Raw genomic sequence first — 14,190 nt, forward strand, 5'->3', positions numbered from 1 at the left:
TTGCGCGCAGGTTGTCGACGGAAACGGAGCCGCGTCATCCTTTCGGTGCGCGGCTCCCACTCGTTGGCTTGACCGTTACTTCACCTTCACCAGATCGTCTGGCTTCCAGGTCTGGTCGTAGAATTCGACACCGGTTCCATAGAGCCGCACTGTGGCGATGAAGTTGCGATCGGGCACCGTCTGGATCCAGTTGCTGTCTTCGGCCCCGGTGGGCTTGCTCGCCCCGAAATAGAGGTCGACGGAACCGTCCTCATTCACCTTGACCTTGTTGAAGGCATTGATCGAGGGCAGCAGCTTCGGCGTCTCCACCATCGTGCCGTCAGTGACATTGTAGGCCGTTACCGCCCAGAAAAGCTTGGCCGGCGGGTTTGGCGGCAGGTGCAGCTTGTAGCCGTTCGAGCCGTTGAGGAAATCGCCATCGGCATCGCGAAGCGCGGTCGGATATTTCGAGCCGGAATCGATCGTGTGCATGGCCATGGCCGGTGCCGAGGAATAGGCGACCTGGAAGAAGCCGGCACGCTGATTGACGTCGAGATAGCTTTCCTGGAACCACTCGGCCGTCGAGCCGGCCCAGACGTTCTCGTACTGCCGGTCCTTGTAATAGAGGTTGCGTCCGTCGGGCCGGCCGCTCTGGCGCAGCGCCATGATCATCCGCGGCGCGGTCTCGACCGCCTTCTTGAGCAGCGCCTGCTGTTTTGTGGTCGGCTTGAACGGCTGGCCCTTGATGATGCCGATGGAGGCCAGCACGCCGCGAAGCTCAGGCGTGATAGCCGAGACCGGCTCGTAGTCGACGAAATCCTTGAGCTTGGTCCAGTAGGTGCTGTCGACCGGGTACATCATGTTGATGCGCTTGCCCGAACCGTTCGGAAAGTCCATCGGCTTGGCGTCCTTTTCGGTCGCGTAAAGCGGATAGATGCGGGTCTGTTCGGCGTTGGCGACGGCCGGCACCGGATCCGGCCCGTTTTCGCCCTTGCCCATGATCGTGCGGAAGAACAGGAAGACGTTGTAGGTCGATGAGGTGAAGGTGAAATAGCCCTTCGGCACCTCGCCGTCATAGCCCGGCGGCAACAGCAGGTAGAGGCCGCCGCGCGCCCGGTCCGGGCCGATCGCGCCCACGTCGGTAATGGTGCGCTGGAAGAAATCGGTGAACATCCCGATGACGTTCGGCGGTGCTGCAATCACCAGCGGCCCGGTTTCCTTGAGGTCCAGATAGTTCATCGAATAGATGACGTCGGCATTCGGCGTCGGCACCCAGGCGCGCGCATCCATGCGGTCCTTCCAGATCGGCAGCACGTTGTAGCCCTTGCCGAATTCGGCCTCCGACCCGTCGCGCATGCCGATCACGTTCAGCGCCGGCAGCATGGTCATGTAGGCGTGGATGGCGCGCTGGTAGAAGAGTTCGTCCAGCAGGCTTTCGGCCTCCGCCTGGTCCAGCCATTTGCCGTTGTTGATCTGCTCGACCAGGGGAGGCGCCTCCACCGCGTCCTGGGCGATCGCCGGCGATGTCAAGGCGATCGTGGTCAGCGCGGTCGCTGCTGCCGCAAGGTAGGCGAAACGGCGGGTCATCCTCTTCTCCTCTGGCTGGGCGGCCTCTCGCAAACCGAGGCGAAGGAAAACCGCCGTTGGAAGCATCCTGGTTTCACTGGCGCCGCGACGGCGCCCTCACGGCCTCGCCGAAACACGCCGTTGGCGTAACCGGGTCGGCGGGCGTGATTTCATTCTGTTGACGTTGCCAATAGGCGCAGGAAAATCGCCGAACGGTAAGTACGTAACTGTAAATGGCCGCGTTAAAGGCGGGGCGGTTTCACCGATTGCACGGGCCGGGCAATCCCCCTAGTTTCCCGCGAAACTTGCGGGAGCTGGACGATGCAAATTCGGTTGGCGGTCACGGATGACCTCGCTGCGCTCTGCGCGATCGACACGATCGCTGCTGAAGACCCGAGGCGACGCGCCGATATTGCCGGCTGGATCGAGACGGGTTGCTGCCATCTTATCGAGATCGAAGGGGAGGTTGCCGCCTATGGCGTGCTGACGCACCACTTCTTCGGCCATGCCTTCATCGAGATGCTGATGGTGGGGACGTCCTGGCGCCGGCGTGGGCTGGGTGCGGCGCTGATCGCCCATTTTCGATCCATGTCTTCGGGCGCGAAACTCTTCAGTTCGACAAACATGTCGAACCGCCGGATGCAGGACCTCCTGGTCAAAGCCGGGTTCCGGCCAAGCGGCTACATCGACAATCTCGACGAGAACGATCCGGAGATCGTGTTCTACAGCCCCTTAAGCCGGTCGTGATCTGGGGTGGCCGGCGAGAGCTGGTCGCCGAGCCTTCCCTACGCGACTTCCGTACAGACGAAATCGCTGAATTGGTCGACCGGATAGGCCATCGCCAGTGCCGCGTGGATCAGCGCCGCCTCGCCATCCGGCGCGTCGATGACGGCGACGCCTGTCTCAAGCGCCTGCTCGAAGGGCAGGCGGCCCGGCGTTATCTCCTCGGCCGCCGCCTGCGACAGGACGACGATCGCGTCGCGAAGGTTGTTTTCGTCGGCAACGATGCGCGGGGGCGATGGGTTGGCGCGCGGGTCGAAGCCGCCCGAGGTCGGATGGAAATAGCCCCAGGTCCTGCTTTCGATCATCAGGACGTAGAAGCTCGGCAGCCGCATGAGGCGCGATGCCGGCAGCACCGTTTCAAGGCGCTGCTGCATGGTGGTGAGCAGCACAGTCGCGTGGTGACGCGACTGTGCCATGTCCATTTCCCGGTTGGGGTCGAATTCCGGCAGAAGACCGGTTTCGATCGCCTGCCGTGTCGCCACCGCAACCGCAAGGGCCTGCGGGTGCTCCACGGCAAACTCGATCGTCAGTGAGCAGATGGTGCACATCGTCTTCTGCCTCCTGGCTCAGGCGGTCACGATGTTGAACCAGAACTCGAAGTTGTCGAGCAGGCCGACGAACTCCGAGAGCTTCTTCGGGTCGCCCGTCAGCTTCGCCTTTCCTTCGACCACCTGCTTCTCCATGGTGGAGATACCGAGCATGACGTCGTTCAAGTCCGCCCGCGTGGTGACGATCGAGACATCGGCATTCGGGTCACTCTTGTCCTTGGAATAATGGATCGCCGAATTTTCGACGCCGACGGCATACTTCTCCTTGGTGTCCGTCAGCTCCATGTTGATGGTGATGATCTTGCCGGCCGCCCGGTCGCCGTTCAGCCGGACGCCGAGGAAGTCGAAGAACATCTCGAGCGGCATGGCCTTGATGGTATCCGGGCTTGCCGTGTTCGGTGTCGGAAGCTCGGTGACGCCTTCGCGCAGTTCGCGGGCACCGGTCAGGTAGAAGTTGCGCCAGGGGCCGGATTCCGCCTGATAGCCCAGTTGCTCATAGGTATCGGCGAGCAATTGCTTGGCGGCGACGTTGTTGGCATCGGCAAAGACGACGTGGTTCACCACCTCGGCGACCCAGCGATAGTCTCCCTTGTCGAAGGATACCTTGGCCTGACGCAGCACATTGTCGGCGCCGCCCATGAAGTCGACGTAACGTCGACCCGCTTCCGTTGGGGGAAGCTGGTGCAGGTTGGACGGAACGCCGTCGAAGAAGCCGAGGCGGAGGTTATACTGCGCCACCGCATCGTGATAGACGGTGCCGTAGTAGCTGCGGCAGGCCCAGGTCGTCGCCAGTTCCTCGGGGAGCCGGATCACTTCGCCGATTTCCTTCGGCGTCATGCCGCTGTTGGCCATGCGCATGACCTGGTCGTGCAGATAGCGGAACAGGTCGCGCTGCTTCTTGATGTGGGTGACGACGCGCTCATTGCCCCAGGTCGGCCAATGGTGCGAGGCAAACAGCACCTCCATCTCGCCGCCAAACATGTCGAGCGCCTGCTGCAGGTATTTCGACCACAGGAGGCCGTCACGAACCTTTGCGCCGCGCAGCGTGTAGAGATTGTGCAGCGTGTGGCAGGCATCCTCGGCGGCGCAGAAGGCCTTGTACTTCGGAATGTAGAACATGAATTCCGAAGGCGCTTCCGAGTTCGGCGCCATGAGCACCTGAAGCTCGAGGCCGTCGATTACGATCTTTTGTCCGGTTTCGGTGGCCCAGTCGGTCGGAAGGGCAAGGCCGATCTCGCCCGATGAGGTCGACTTGCCGAGGCCGCCATCGACCTGGCCCTGGGCGCCACGCGACAGGAGGTTGCCGTACATGTAGCTTGCGCGGCGGCTCATGGCGTTGCCGGCGATGATATTTTCGCCGACGGCCGCTTCGGTGAAATCGGCAGGGGCGATGATCTTGACCTTGCCGGCGTCGATATCGGCCTGGCTGACGAGGCCACGGACGCCGCCGTAATGGTCGACGTGGCTATGAGTATAGAGCACCGCGACGATCGGCTTGTCGCCGAGCTTCGGGATGACCAACTCCTTCCAGACGGCTGCTGCGGTTTCCGAGCTGACGAGCGGATCGATCACCAGATAGCCGGTGTCGGTCTTGAGGATGCTCATGACCGACAGGTCGTAGCCGCGGGCCTGGTAGACGCCATCGGCGACCACCTCGAACAGGCCATGGATCATGTTGAGCTTGGCCATGCGCCACAGGCTGGGGTTCACCGTATCCGGTGCGTCGTCGGTCTCGGAGTTGCCGAGGAACTGATAGACGCTGAGATCCCAGACCGCCGCGCCATCGGCATTCTTGATGATGACCGGATCCGGCAGGGCGGCAAGCAGGCCCTTGCGGGAGTCCACGAAGTCTTGAACATCGTCGAACGGCAGCCCGTTTCGATACATCGCGTTGTATTCAAGGGTCGCCTGCGTCGCCGGCTTCGGCTTGATGCCGGATTGGGGAACGGGCGGTGCGTCCTGTGCACTGGCCTGTCCCGGTTTTGCGACGAAGGTGACGGCCAGCCCCGCCGATGCAACGCCACGAAGAAAGTCTGCTCTGCTGATACCATTGCCATTCGACGAAGTCATAATGCCCTCCGAACCCAGGTTTTCAGGATTTTTCAGATTTCCCGGGAGTGAGGCTAGGGCGACAGGTTCGTGGTTGGAAGTACGTAACTGTTAAATTCTCCGCCGGGCGTGATCACAGCGGCGTGAAAGGTTAGGGGCAGGCGCGCATCTATTTGCGGTAATTATACCTTTGCCGGGACAAGAGCCTGAACGTTCGAAAAGGTCATGCGCAACGCTTCACCTTGCGTGAAGATGTCGACTATCGGCGCAGATGTTGTTCGTGAAATTTGGTTTCCGGCGCGCTGGATCAGGCGGCCCCAGGTGTTTTGGCGATCCCCCGCGCGGTCGGCGCCAGGTCCGAGAACCTGGGTGTAGCGAACGGGAGATCGTGTCGGATTTTTACGGCAATTGCCTCAAGCGGCGGCGCCGAGTTCGGCGAGATGACCGGCGAGATCGGTGCCGCGGCCGGCGGCGTTGATCGTGTCGAAATATTCGTGCCAACCGGATTGCGCGATGCCGGCGACGAGGGCTTCGAGTGCGGTCGCATCCGGGCAGCGCCAGACGGCGAAGAAGGTCTGCGATGCCGCATGCAGCTTAGACTGGTCGACCTTGCCGAAGGTGATGAGTTCGACGCCGAGCGCCGACAGGCCCGGCATGGCAGAGCCGATCGCGGCCAGGAACTGCTGGCGCCCCTGGCGGGGAAGGGCGAGCCACGCCGGCTTGGCGCTGTAAAGTTCGGTCAGGTAGTGAGGCATGGTCTGCTTTCTTGTTGTCAGTCTGAGGTTATAGAAGTCCGGGCGCTCTCAAGCGTTTCCGGAACCGGATTTCGTGGCGATGGACCGAAGCGCGCGGCGGCAGATGCGCGCCGTCGCGGGCCCTGGGCTTTCGGCGGACCAGCGTGCCGTGAGCACTTGAACCCACGCCGGTCGATCCTTGGCTGCATCGTTCAGCCAGTTGCCGACCGAATCCTGCACGTAAGGCGAAGGATCGGCACGCAACGGCTCGAGCACGGGCAGCGCGCGTTCCGGCTCGTGCTTGAGCGCTGGGATGTGGGCGCACCAGACGCCGCGCGGGCGGATGGCCTCCGAGGCGAAACGGCGGACGCGTTCGGATGGATCTGACGTCCAGCCGGCCGCAAGCAAGACGATCGCCTGATCCAGATTTGCGGCGAGATGCGGGCGAACGGCGATCCAGGCCCATTCGCGCACACCGAAATGGCTGTCGTCGGCGAGCGGGCGGATCGCGGCCAAGCGCTCGGCGAGGGATATGTCAGCCGCGGCTGCGACCATGAAACAGGCCCAGCCCCGCACCGTGTCCGAGGAATGATGCGAGAGCGTCTCGAAGGCGGAGGAGCCGAGGCGATCCGCGATCAGCCTTGCCGCAAGCGGCATGCGCCGGGAGATGCCGGCCGAGGCGACCGCGCGCATCTCAGTCAAGGCATCGTCGCCGATGTCGGGCAGGACGGTGGCCATGAGCGCTGCAAAATCGACAGCCAGGCACTCGGTCAGGGTCGTCGCTTCCGCTCCGGCGTTCAGCTGCGCCAGGCGCTCGGCACCGATGGCGCTGACGCCGCGTTCCTTGGTCCTGCTCCCGCTCACGTCTGTGTTTCCGACGTGTTCCTGCGCTTGGCGCCGGTCTCGAGATTGCGCCAGATGCGCTGAAGCAGCCGGTGGAACGTCTGCTGTTCATCGGCGCTGAAGCCGGCAAAAAGCGAAGCGATCCAGGCGCTGTGTTCACCGAGCAGATCGCCGGCAGTCTTGCGGCCGGTTTCGGTGAGCACGACCGCGATCTTCCTTCGGTCATTAAGGCCCGAGCGGCGCTCGACGAAGCCGTCGCGCTCCAGCCCGTCCAGTAGCCCGGTGATGGTGGCGCGCGTCACGCCGGCGCGATCGGCAAGCTCGTGCGGCGACAGGCCCTCGGGTTGATCGTTGAGCAGGAAGAGAATAACGAACTTGCCTTCCGAAAGCCGGTGGGGCGCCAGTCTTGCGGCGCAGTCCCGGTCGATCGCGCCTGTGAGCGCCAGCAGTTCGAAGCAGGCGCGCATGTTGCCGGTTTCGGCGACCGCACGACGCTCGGCTTCCTGCAACATGGCCCGGTGTTTTTGTTCCAGTATTGTCATAAGGCGACAGATAATAAGGCGCCTAACTGAAGTCAACGGCTTCTTGCGTGTTGGCTGTGGATGGGCGGCAGACTTGCGCTAGCGCCCGATCATCCGCTCCTGCATTTCTTCGCCGATGAAGCAATTGTAGCCCTCGCCGAACTGGACCGGGTGCACCGTTTCGGGTGACAGTCGGCTGACCTCCAGGCCGGAGATTTCTGTGACCAGCTTGCGAAGGATGGCGCGGGCGAACTCGCCGCTATCCTCCACCTTGACGAGAAAGGCGCCGTCGCCGCCGATCACGCATTCGCGGTAATAGGCGTCGAGGTCGGGGATCGCGGCGGAGTCCCGGGCCGCGTGCGTCTTCAGCATGATCGGCAGGCCGTCGATGGTGATGCCGCGGGCGACGGTGGAGTTGCGGGCAACGGGGGCGGGCACGCCGGAATTGTTGGGACCGTCGCCGGAGATGTCGATGACGCGGCGGCTGCCCTCAAAGGGGCTGTAATCGAACAGGCGGCGGGTGAAGGCCAGCGTGTTGGAGATCGAGGTGAAGGCGATGCGCCGGATCGGCTGGCGCCGCAGCAGCTCGGAATATTGCGCGGCCGTGCCGCGGCCGTCGATCAGCGTCCACGGCGTGACCTGCACCGCCGAGCCGCCCCATTCGACATAGGTGACGGCGATGCGGCCGAAGGGGCCGTTCTCGATCGCCTCGATGAGGGCGGGCTCCAGAAAGGCGGCGACATAACCCTGCCGCTGCAGGCGCTGCTCGTCGAGTTCCATGGAATAGGAGACGTCGACGGCGAGCACCAGTTCGAGATCGACCCTCAGCGGTTCGGCGGAGGCGCTTCCGCAGACCAGGCAGGCGCAGGCAAGAAGAACCGATCCGAGCTTCATGGCAGCCGATACCGAAGGCGAGCGGGATATCTATGCTACGCCCAAACCGGTTGCGTGCAATGCGGGGTACTGTCGATGGATCAACGCCGACCGGGCGCCCTGCGGTCAGGCAGCAGGCCGCCAATCTCTGGTCGGGTCAGCGGCGCAGCTTCTGCAAGAGCGGGTCCAGCGCTTCGATGAGCGGTTCGGGGGACACAGGCTCGCCGCCGTCCTCCCAGACGTCCTGAAACTCGGCGATTTCCAGCCCGACGACCTTGCTCTTGGCAAGAACCACGCAGGCCGCGTGCAGGTCGTCGAGCGACAGGCCGTCCTCGTGCTGGTAGTCGGTGGGCACGATGCCGGGGTTCAGCACGTCACAGTCGAGATGGATATAGACCGGCCGGTCCGCGACCGCTTCCGCGAGCCTTTGCGGGAGGTCGGCGCCGGGGCGGATATGCGGGATGCGCTTCGCCGCGATCAGCTCGGCTTCGAAGGTATCGAGGTCGCGCTGGCCGACGAGCACGATATTTTCAATCGGAAGCCCGTCGCCGAGGCCGGACTGCCAGAGGCCGCAGGGGCCCGACAGCGCCAGCCCGCCGAGATAGCCGGTGCTGCTGGCCTCGGGCGTGTTCAGGTCGCCATGGGCGTCGAACCAGACGACGACCGCATCCGCGTGGTGCCTGGCGACGGCGGGCAGCGTTGCCAGCGAGACGGCGCAACGGCTGGTCGCGGCCAGCGAGACCGATCCTTCGGCGTAGATCGTTTCGAAGCGATCTTGCATGCGCCTGAACGCCGGCATCGCGGCTTCGAGCTCCACCGTCCAGTGGCCGTTCATCGCCGGTTCCGGCTCGCCGATCGTGACGGTTTCGAGGCCGAACTTTCGGGCGAGATGGGCGGCAACGGACTTTGCGCCAGGAATGCCGAGGTCGTTGTGATCGCCGGCGCGACCCTGGAAGCAGGTGAGGGCAAGGGGCATTGGTGCGGGCTCCAAACTCAGGTTTGAAGCGAGCGAAGCACGGGGGGCGTCGATTTGGCAAGACGGGGAGCCGAACGGCGCAAAGCGGTTGCGTCCGTCGGCTCCCGTCAGGCCACTGCGGGGCGCCGGCCAGTGTCGGCGGCTTAACCGAACACCAGCGAGCGGTGCAGTTGCGCGCCCGCCCAGGCGCCGTCGCCGACCGCGAGCGAGACGGAGTGGGGAACGCGGCCGACGTCGCCGCAGGCATAGGCGCCGGAAACGGTGGTTTCCTTGGCGGCCGTCGCCCTGATCTGCAGGCCCATCGGCGTTTCCTCGATCGCGCAGCCGAAGCGTTCGGCGATGTCGCTTGCGGGCGTGGTGCGGGTGGCGACGAAAAGGCCTGCGAAGGGCAGGCGGCGGCCATCCGTGAGCACCACGTCGGCATGGCCCTCAAGCCGTGCGACCGGGGTTTCGTCGATGGTGACGCCGCGCCGGATGAGGTCGGCACGGCCTTCGGCATCGAGCGTGATCGCACCATTGATGAAGAAGGTCACCTTGCCCCATTCGGGGATGAGCTGGGCCTGGTGGATCGACATCGGGCTTGCGGCGATGACGGCGATTTCGCCCTCGTTCAGTTCGTAGCCGTGGCAATAGGGGCAATGGAAGGCGCTCTTGCCCCAGCGTTCCGTCAACCCCTCGATATCAGGCAGGCCATCCTTGACGCCAGTCGCAAAGAGCAGGCGCCGTCCTTCAATAGCGGCGCCGTCGGCTGTGGTGACGACGAAGCTGTCGATCTTGCCGCTCGCGGTCACGGCGCGGCCGTCGATCCAGGTGAGCGTGGGATAGGCGAGCAACTGCTTGCGGGCGGTCGCGGCGATCTCACCGGGGTCGATGCCGTCCTGGCCGAGGAAGCCGTGGGAGTGGCTGGCGAAACGGTTGCGGCGAACGCCCTCGTCGATGATCGTCACGCGCCGGCGGGCGCGCAGCAGCTGAAGGGCGGCGGCCATGCCGGCATAGCTGCCGCCGATGATAATGACGTCCTGTTGCATGGGGATAGTCCTTTCGGTTGGGCGCAGGCCAGCCCACCGGCTTTTTGCACCAGTGTGTCGACCCGAGCTTTGGGCAATAGGGTTCCGGCCGGAAAACCGCTTATGCGGTTCCGGGGCGGCTGGATGTGTCGGGATCGATCACGTCAGGACGGATCGATCGGCTGCTTTCATTGCGATCGGAGCCGGTGCCGCCGCGCAAAATCCTCGGCGAGGTCGGCAAGGGTTACGTGGGCGAAACGCTCGAGCAGCAGCGCCTCGGCCTCGGCAAAGGCGGTGTCGAGGGCGGCGTTGACCGCCTGCTCGACGAGGCATTCCGGCATTTCCTGCCGGTTGCCGATGGCAAAGATCGCAGGCTCGCCGAGCGTTTCGTGCAACTGCCGAAGCGTCACGGTCTTGAGATCGGCGGTGATCGCCCAGCCGCCCGCATGGCCGCGGGCGGAGGAAACGATACCGGCATCGCGCAGGAAGCCCATGGTGCGGCGGACAACGACCGGATTGGTGCGCATGCACATGGCAAGCTCGTCCGAGGTCAAGGGCTCGCCGCGCTCGGCCATGTGCAGGAGCGCGTGCAGGACGGAGGAAAGGCGGCTGTCTTTTTTCATGTAACTTCAATTATTACGAATCGAGATGCGATGCAAGGGGTATGGGCGCGGGCGTGGGCCAGGCGGGTTTGGAACCCGGCTCGCGATTGCAAGTCACGGGATGTGCAAGCCATTCCCGCGGCCCTCATTCCTGTGCTTGTCACAGGAATCCAGCCAGCCCAAGTCCTTGGGCCGAAAAGGCTCTTTCGCACCGCGGGCGCAGCGCTGCTGAATCCCTGTGACACAGGGATGAGGGCGGTCCGCCGTCCTGACTAGAGATGGATGGCCCCAAAGGGATTGTACTTGAATTCGTCCTCGCCATAGGCGTCGACGGGCAGCAATCTGGCGCCGCGGCGCTTGAGCACCTGATCGATGCCGTCAGTGACGACCTCGTCGGCAACGGTGTCGATCAACGCGCTCAGGGCCAGTTCGTCGTCGGAGAGGGTTTTCGGCGCGTAGACTTCGGGTATGCCGACCAGGTGGAAGCCGACGCTGTAGAGATGTTCGTCCGTGCCGATCGGCCGCTTGGCAAAGGCGAGCCGGCAGGGGCGGGCAAGCGCAGCGCCGGTCTGGCCGTCTGCTTCACGTGCCAGCGCTTTCCATCTCTCGATGCCGTGGGCGACGCCGGCGCTCTCGCCCTTGGCGGCGACGATGCCGTTGTCGAGGGTGTGGGCGACCAGCCGCAGCGCGATGGCTGAATGTTTGACGGCATCCTCCGCCGTCATCGGCGGGCCGAGCACATAGATGACCGAGCGATGGTCTCCGACGGCCTCTTCATCCGCTTCGCTCCAGGCGCCCGTGTGGACGCGATCCCGGCAGACCTCGAAGGACATCGACATGCGATCGTCAGGCGCGTCCTCGGAAAAGGTGTCATCGATCTCGAAGCCCGGCGCGAAACTCTCGATCGCCGACTGGATGGTTTCACAAAGCTTAGAGAAGGGCGTCTGCCCGCCGAGCAGGCAGAGCACGTGACGTGGCTTGACTTCGGAAAAACTCATGGCCGCTCCCCAGTGGTTTGGAGCGAAGCTGTCGCAGACACCACCGCAAGATGCAAGCGGTCAGTGGATGGCTTTCCTAAGCGTGCGTTTGGCTCTGCCCCCGTGCGACGATGACGATGCCGGCGAGCGAGACGACGAGGCCGGCGGCCATGGCCCAGGAGAGGAGTTCGCCGAACATGATAAAGGCCCAGATCATCGTCACCGGCGGGCTCAAATAAAGGATGGCGGTGACGCGGGCGGGCGAGGATTTTTTCAGCGCCAGGTAATAGAGGCTCCAGGCACCGAAGGTGGCGACGAAGACCAGCCACAAAATGCCGCCGACGAAGCCCGGATCGAGCACCGGCAGCACGCTGCCCTCGTGCCAGGCAAAGAGCGCGAAGATGGCGGATGCCGAAAGGCACTGGATGCAGAGGCTCTGATGCACCGGCATGGCGCCGGCCGCGCTGCGCTTCTGCAGCAGTGTCGCCAGCGCCAGTGACAGCGTGCCGAGGACGGGCAGCCCGTAGGCCCAGAGCGGCACGTTGCCGATATCGAGCGACCAGCCGGACGCGATCAGCACGCCGGTGAGGCCGATGAAGGAGCCGAGCCACTGGCGGGCGGTCAAGGACTGGCCGAGGATCGGCCAGGAGAGGATGGCGACGGCGAGCGGCAGCATGTCGGTGATCAGCGCCACCAGCCCGGTCGGCACGCCTTGGGAGATCGCCAGCGCAAAGCCGGCGAGGTAGCCGGACATGGCGAGCGCGCCGAAGAGCATCTGCGGCACGGCGTCCTTCATGCGGATCTTCGGCCCGATCGTCAGGGCGAAGGGCAGCAGGATGAGGCCGGAGACGAGGCTGCGCCAGAGGAGGATCAGGAACAGCGGCGCATGATCGATGGCGAAGCGGATGCCGACGAAGCCGGCGCTCCAGGAGATGACAAGTGCCGCCTCGAGCAGGATCAGGATGAAGAGCGTCCACAGCCGGTTTGGCCGGCGGGAAGGCAGCGCAGCGACGTCGCTCATATCAAGAGTTCCGGCTCTAGCGGCTGGGGAGAGCCGCGTCGATGGCGGCGGCGGGTCGCGGGCGTTCGGCGCGGCGGCGACGGCCCGGTATCGGCAGGGTGAGAATGAAGAGCGAGCCAACGATGAGCCCGATGCCCGCCCAGCCCTCGGCCGGCAGCCGCTCGCCGACGATGATGACGGCGAGTACGGCGGCAATGACCGGCTCGAGCAGCGACAGGGTGGTTGCCATGGTGGCCGATACGCGGGCGAGGCCATAGGCAAAGAGCACGTAGGCGACGAGCACCGGCACAAGCGCCATGTAGATGCCGACGGCGATGTTGGTCGTGGAGGCAAGCAGCGGTGCGCCGGTGAAGAGAAGGACCGGCAGGAGCGCCATGCCGCCGATGCCGAAGATGGACCCCATGGCGGCGCGCGGCGGAATGCCCGCCTGCATCAACCGCCGCGCCACCCAGGAATAGAGGGCATAAAGCAGGCCGGAGACGAGGCCGAGCAGGATGCCGTAGAGCACAGCCGTCGGGTCGGCGGCACCGCCGCTGCCGTGGCTTTCCGAGAAGGTGAGAAGCACGGCGCCGCCAAGGCCGGCGGCGGCACCCAGCAGCCAGCGGGTGGTCAGCTTCTGACCGTCGAAGAAACGCTCGATCAGCGAGGCTGCGAGCGGCGCCGAGCCGATGGAAATGACGGTGCCGATGGCGACACCGGCCAGATGCATGGAGGAGTAGAAGGCGAGCGGATAGATCGCGACCGAGAGCGAGCCGAGCAACAGCATCGGCCATTGCGCGGTAAGCTTTGCCCTGCTTTTCACGATCGAGCGCAGCGCCGTCAGCGCCAAGAGCAGGCCGCCAAGGCCCATGGCGACGGCGCCGACGCCGAGCGGGCTGACACCTGAAGCAAAGGTGGCGGTGGTGCCGGTCGTGCCCCAAAGGGCCGAGGCGGTGAGCACGCAGGCGAAGCCGACGAAAGAGGCGGAATTGCGGGAGGTCATAGCTGGTCCATGATCGAGATGGCGATCCGGCGCGCGGTCTTCAGCCGGGCGTCATGACCGTCGAGCCCGGCGCGCGACATGGCGCCTTCGAGCAGGAAGGAGAGGTGTTCCGCCGTCTCGTCGATGGCAGCACCGGCGTCCGGCCGCATCTCGCGCAGATATTGCTTGAACAGCGTTTCCACCTCGTCCTTCTGCGAGGCGACGATGTCGCGGGCGGGATCGCCGACCGAGAGCTCGGCTGCGGCATTCAGGAGGCCGCAGCCGCGAAAGCCCCAGGAATAGGCCATTTCGGCATGGTCGACATAGCTGTCGAAGATCGCCAGCACCCGCTCTCGCGGCGTTGCCGCATGGGCCAGGCGCTCACGGTAAAGGTCCTGCCATTCCCGGTGTCGCGCCTCGATATAGGCGTTCACCAGATCCGTCTTGGACGAGAAGTTGTTGTAGAGGCTCATCTTGGCGACGCCCGCATGGGCGGTGATCGCGTCGATGCCGGTGGCGCCGACTCCATCCCGATAGAAGAGTTCGGCTGCCGCCTTCAGCAGGCGCTCGCGCGCCGGTGCTTTCTCGCTCATGGCTTGCTCCAAATTTCTAGGTAGACCGATCTACCTATTTCGGCGCGATGTCAAGGGAGGCATCGTTTTCTGGAGAACGGTTGAGCGTGCGCCGACGCGCCGGCGGATCGCGGTGGCCGTTGTTTTCGGCTGTAACCGTAACGTACTTCCGCACGTC

Annotated in this window: 15 protein-coding genes; 1 reads left to right on the forward strand and 14 read right to left on the reverse strand. The window is 64.5% G+C overall.

Annotated elements, in window-relative coordinates; translation table 11 throughout:
• Nucleotides 1-75: 75 nt before the first annotated feature.
• Nucleotides 76-1,566 carry a DUF1254 domain-containing protein gene (locus M2267_RS07095; protein WP_429113529.1) on the reverse strand — a complete coding sequence of 497 codons (1,491 nt, stop codon included), beginning with the start codon at nt 1,564-1,566 and terminating at the stop codon, nt 76-78.
• 300 nt (nt 1,567-1,866) lie between these two features.
• On the opposite strand from M2267_RS07095, the gene M2267_RS07100 reads away from it, so the two are divergent.
• Nucleotides 1,867-2,292, forward strand: coding sequence for an N-acetyltransferase family protein (locus M2267_RS07100; RefSeq protein ID WP_429113530.1), 426 nt, complete (start codon nt 1,867-1,869; stop codon nt 2,290-2,292).
• A 38-nt stretch (nt 2,293-2,330) separates the two neighbouring features.
• On the opposite strand, the gene M2267_RS07105 is transcribed toward M2267_RS07100, so the two are convergent.
• From M2267_RS07105 to M2267_RS07165, 13 genes are all read right to left on the reverse strand, one after another.
• Nucleotides 2,331-2,876, reverse strand: coding sequence for a hypothetical protein (locus M2267_RS07105; protein ID WP_429113532.1), 546 nt, complete (start codon nt 2,874-2,876; stop codon nt 2,331-2,333).
• Nucleotides 2,877-2,894: 18 nt separating this feature from the next.
• Nucleotides 2,895-4,946 carry an alkyl/aryl-sulfatase gene (locus M2267_RS07110; RefSeq protein ID WP_429113534.1) on the reverse strand — a complete coding sequence of 684 codons (2,052 nt, stop codon included), beginning with the start codon at nt 4,944-4,946 and terminating at the stop codon, nt 2,895-2,897.
• A gap of 392 nt (nt 4,947-5,338) precedes the next feature.
• Complete coding sequence (locus tag M2267_RS07115) at nt 5,339-5,680, reverse strand: DUF6616 family protein (protein WP_034793040.1); 342 nt, start codon at nt 5,678-5,680, stop codon at nt 5,339-5,341.
• Nucleotides 5,681-5,728: 48 nt separating this feature from the next.
• On the reverse strand, nt 5,729-6,523 hold the full coding sequence (locus M2267_RS07120) for a DNA alkylation repair protein (RefSeq protein WP_429113535.1): 795 nt from the start codon (nt 6,521-6,523) through the stop codon (nt 5,729-5,731).
• Nucleotides 6,520-7,044 carry a MarR family winged helix-turn-helix transcriptional regulator gene (locus M2267_RS07125; protein ID WP_429113537.1) on the reverse strand — a complete coding sequence of 175 codons (525 nt, stop codon included), beginning with the start codon at nt 7,042-7,044 and terminating at the stop codon, nt 6,520-6,522. Before M2267_RS07125 ends, M2267_RS07120 begins: the two co-directional genes overlap by 4 nt.
• 78 nt (nt 7,045-7,122) lie before the next feature.
• Nucleotides 7,123-7,917: a DUF1194 domain-containing protein gene (locus M2267_RS07130; RefSeq protein ID WP_429113539.1), complete on the reverse strand. Its 795-nt coding sequence runs from the start codon at nt 7,915-7,917 to the stop codon at nt 7,123-7,125.
• 136 nt (nt 7,918-8,053) lie between these two features.
• The gene (locus M2267_RS07135; protein ID WP_429113542.1) at nt 8,054-8,872 is read right to left on the reverse strand and encodes an arginase family protein; all 819 of its coding nucleotides are present in this window, start codon (nt 8,870-8,872) and stop codon (nt 8,054-8,056) included.
• A 143-nt stretch (nt 8,873-9,015) separates the two neighbouring features.
• Entirely contained in the window at nt 9,016-9,900 is an 885-nt protein-coding gene (locus M2267_RS07140; RefSeq protein ID WP_429113544.1) for an NAD(P)/FAD-dependent oxidoreductase, read from the reverse strand.
• 167 nt (nt 9,901-10,067) lie between these two features.
• Nucleotides 10,068-10,502 carry an RrF2 family transcriptional regulator gene (locus tag M2267_RS07145; protein ID WP_043616306.1) on the reverse strand — a complete coding sequence of 145 codons (435 nt, stop codon included), beginning with the start codon at nt 10,500-10,502 and terminating at the stop codon, nt 10,068-10,070.
• 251 nt (nt 10,503-10,753) lie between these two features.
• The gene (locus tag M2267_RS07150) at nt 10,754-11,479 is read right to left on the reverse strand and encodes a hypothetical protein (protein WP_429113547.1); all 726 of its coding nucleotides are present in this window, start codon (nt 11,477-11,479) and stop codon (nt 10,754-10,756) included.
• A 76-nt stretch (nt 11,480-11,555) separates the two neighbouring features.
• A complete protein-coding gene (locus M2267_RS07155) occupies nt 11,556-12,479 on the reverse strand; it encodes a DMT family transporter (protein ID WP_429113549.1) in 924 nt (307 codons plus the stop codon).
• Nucleotides 12,480-12,495: 16 nt separating this feature from the next.
• Nucleotides 12,496-13,461, reverse strand: coding sequence for a DMT family transporter (locus tag M2267_RS07160; protein WP_429113551.1), 966 nt, complete (start codon nt 13,459-13,461; stop codon nt 12,496-12,498).
• Nucleotides 13,458-14,033, reverse strand: a complete 576-nt coding sequence (locus M2267_RS07165; protein WP_429113554.1) for a TetR/AcrR family transcriptional regulator — start codon at nt 14,031-14,033, stop codon at nt 13,458-13,460. The genes M2267_RS07160 and M2267_RS07165 overlap by 4 nt, the downstream gene beginning before the upstream one ends.
• Between the last annotated feature and the right edge of the window lie 157 nt (nt 14,034-14,190).

Origin of the sequence: Ensifer sp. KUDG1, assembly GCF_050434285.1 — a bacterium.
In the GTDB taxonomy this organism is placed as follows: Bacteria; Pseudomonadota; Alphaproteobacteria; order Rhizobiales; family Rhizobiaceae; genus Ensifer.

What these genes read in the sequence shown, in the direction of transcription:
- M2267_RS07110 (WP_429113534.1), bottom strand. Translation starts at nt 4,946, where the DNA reads ATGACTTCGTCGAATGGCAATGGTATCAGCAGAGCAGACTTTCTTCGT.
- M2267_RS07140 (WP_429113544.1), bottom strand. Translation starts at nt 9,900, where the DNA reads ATGCAACAGGACGTCATTATCATCGGCGGCAGCTATGCCGGCATGGCC.
- M2267_RS07165 (WP_429113554.1), bottom strand. Translation starts at nt 14,033, where the DNA reads ATGAGCGAGAAAGCACCGGCGCGCGAGCGCCTGCTGAAGGCGGCAGCC.
- M2267_RS07160 (WP_429113551.1), bottom strand. Translation starts at nt 13,461, where the DNA reads ATGACCTCCCGCAATTCCGCCTCTTTCGTCGGCTTCGCCTGCGTGCTC.
- M2267_RS07115 (WP_034793040.1), bottom strand. Translation starts at nt 5,680, where the DNA reads ATGCCTCACTACCTGACCGAACTTTACAGCGCCAAGCCGGCGTGGCTC.
- M2267_RS07100 (WP_429113530.1), top strand. Translation starts at nt 1,867, where the DNA reads ATGCAAATTCGGTTGGCGGTCACGGATGACCTCGCTGCGCTCTGCGCG.
- M2267_RS07155 (WP_429113549.1), bottom strand. Translation starts at nt 12,479, where the DNA reads ATGAGCGACGTCGCTGCGCTGCCTTCCCGCCGGCCAAACCGGCTGTGG.
- M2267_RS07125 (WP_429113537.1), bottom strand. Translation starts at nt 7,044, where the DNA reads ATGACAATACTGGAACAAAAACACCGGGCCATGTTGCAGGAAGCCGAG.
- M2267_RS07135 (WP_429113542.1), bottom strand. Translation starts at nt 8,872, where the DNA reads ATGCCCCTTGCCCTCACCTGCTTCCAGGGTCGCGCCGGCGATCACAAC.
- M2267_RS07150 (WP_429113547.1), bottom strand. Translation starts at nt 11,479, where the DNA reads ATGAGTTTTTCCGAAGTCAAGCCACGTCACGTGCTCTGCCTGCTCGGC.
- M2267_RS07130 (WP_429113539.1), bottom strand. Translation starts at nt 7,917, where the DNA reads ATGAAGCTCGGATCGGTTCTTCTTGCCTGCGCCTGCCTGGTCTGCGGA.
- M2267_RS07105 (WP_429113532.1), bottom strand. Translation starts at nt 2,876, where the DNA reads ATGTGCACCATCTGCTCACTGACGATCGAGTTTGCCGTGGAGCACCCG.
- M2267_RS07145 (WP_043616306.1), bottom strand. Translation starts at nt 10,502, where the DNA reads ATGAAAAAAGACAGCCGCCTTTCCTCCGTCCTGCACGCGCTCCTGCAC.
- M2267_RS07095 (WP_429113529.1), bottom strand. Translation starts at nt 1,566, where the DNA reads ATGACCCGCCGTTTCGCCTACCTTGCGGCAGCAGCGACCGCGCTGACC.